At 52.9% G+C, this 1765-nt stretch carries 4 protein-coding genes; 1 reads left to right on the top strand and 3 read right to left on the bottom strand.

Annotation, left to right across the window (positions count from 1 at the left end; translation table 11 throughout):
* Positions 1–121: hypothetical protein (locus ACRCWW_RS06160; RefSeq protein WP_233432058.1), on the top strand; the 121-nt coding region annotated here is incomplete at its 5' end.
* Positions 122–166: 45 nt separating this feature from the next.
* On the opposite strand, the gene ACRCWW_RS06155 is transcribed toward ACRCWW_RS06160, so the two are convergent.
* From ACRCWW_RS06155 to ACRCWW_RS06145, 3 genes are all read right to left on the bottom strand, one after another.
* Positions 167–412 (bottom strand): hypothetical protein, encoded by a 246-nt coding sequence (locus tag ACRCWW_RS06155; protein WP_438681618.1) that lies wholly within the window; start codon positions 410–412, stop codon positions 167–169.
* Between the two features lie 63 nt (positions 413–475).
* Complete coding sequence (locus tag ACRCWW_RS06150) at positions 476–1024, bottom strand: GNAT family N-acetyltransferase (protein ID WP_438681617.1); 549 nt, start codon at positions 1022–1024, stop codon at positions 476–478.
* A gap of 175 nt (positions 1025–1199) precedes the next feature.
* Positions 1200–1493 (bottom strand): hypothetical protein, encoded by a 294-nt coding sequence (locus ACRCWW_RS06145; RefSeq protein ID WP_438681616.1) that lies wholly within the window; start codon positions 1491–1493, stop codon positions 1200–1202.
* Positions 1494–1765: the final 272 nt, after the last annotated feature.

Raw genomic sequence — 1765 nt, 5'->3', positions numbered from 1 at the left:
TGCAAGTATGGGACAACTAGTGAAATTACCGACAAGAAGGGAAAGGGCCTTCCCGAGAGTGGTAAAGGAGAGGCCCTGGAAATACCCCACAGCCCCGAAAAAGAGCCAGTCAGTTGCTTAACTGACTGGCATTACAGCCTCGGGCTGCTTTTTTTGTGTCGACTCGCTACTCCGTCGTCTTCACTTTGGCGGCATTCACGTTAAACGCAGCCTGGAGCGCCGCCGCGTTGTCATAGCTGCTGGGATCGTAAGTCGGCAACGGGTGCGCCTTTTCATGATCCCACTCTGCCGCAGTACAGGCTGCTTCCGTTCCGCCTTTTTTCTCACATTCGGCGATGCGATGCGCCGGGGAATTTGTGCAACCACTCAGTAAAGCCAGCGCCACTGGAGCGCAAATAATCAGTTTCTTCATGCCTTCGTAAGCCACTGCCAGAATCAGAAAGCTGACGATCCTCGCATAGCTCGTCCAGGGCTGTCAAAGCCCGATTAATCCGGAAGTGGGCCGCCTGACCATCTCCTGCTGATGCCGCCGCCACTCTTCAACCTTCAGCACATAACACAGGCTCGGCAGCGCATTGGCGACGTCGCTGATGTGCCCGCGAAGCGCTAATCCTGCCTTCAGCAGTACACGCTGCGACGCCAGATGATTCGCCCGAACCACGGCGGTTATCTTGTCCAGTTGCCTTTCATCAAAGGCGTAGTCCAGCAGACGCTGGCAAAACTCTGTCGCCAGCCCTCTTCCCCAGGCTTCCGTTGCAAAACGATAACCCAGGTTATGAGTGAGCTCATCGCCCAGCGGGCGGACGCTGATACCGCCAAAGCCGATAATTATCTGCGGATGTTGTCGGTCATAAATCGCCATTTGACCAATCCCGTGCAGCCGCCAGCCATCCAGCCATTGCGCCAGTCGGGTTTGAGCATAAGCCAGATCGGGATAAGGCCCGGCAGGATTGAAGATGTTGGTGGCCGGATCGCCATAAATACGGAAGAGATCGTCTGCGTCATCTGCATGAACAGGACGCATGACCAGGCGTTCTGAGTAAAGAAATTGCGTGTTGATTTGCTCACCGCTCCATCTCAGGGATGCCAGCCTCTGTCAGCGTCTTGTGCGCGACAAAGTCTGTGCTGGCACGGGGTACCCTGAATTATGGCCCGTTTTTGCCATTTTGCCTGGCAAACCGCAGTGAAAACCGGAAAGATTAATTAGACGTTCCCAGGCGACGTGCACGTTCCAGATGAGAAAGCCCGGCTTCATCCCCGGCATCTTTCAGCGCGTAATATTCCGGATCTTTAATCCGTTCCAGCTGATGCGTAAGTTCAAGCAACTGGCGTTTCACCCCGATGATTTCCTGAGCCAGCTTCTCATTTTCATGGTGTAAATCCTGCGCCTCATGTTTGAGCTCCATGATGTGTTTGCCCGCAGCCGGGAAGCGGTTGATTTCCTGCCAAAATGCCATAAACAGCGCAAAAAGCGCGATCACCAGAGTTGTCATACCTTTGTTCCATTTTTATTCTAAAAAATGAAATTTTAGCGGTTAGGATCTAAAAAAGGCAGATGAAAGCGAGGTTGAGGACTGATTTTCAGTGGTTTCTTGCGGATAGGACAGAAACAATAAAGCCGCCCTTGGGCTAACACCGATCGGTTAAGCAGAATGATCGGTTGAACGATCCGGCGGGTAGACGACAATAGCCTCATCAATTTTCTGATGGGGCTTTTTTATGCTTTCTTCCTGGCTCGACGATACCCAAACCTGGGCCGAACCCG

It is taken from the genome of Scandinavium sp. (genome assembly GCF_051650185.1).
In the GTDB taxonomy this organism is placed as follows: Bacteria; Pseudomonadota; Gammaproteobacteria; order Enterobacterales; family Enterobacteriaceae; genus Scandinavium.
Note: the sequence above shows the minus strand (reverse complement) of the source record. Positions and strands in the feature narration are given on the sequence as shown.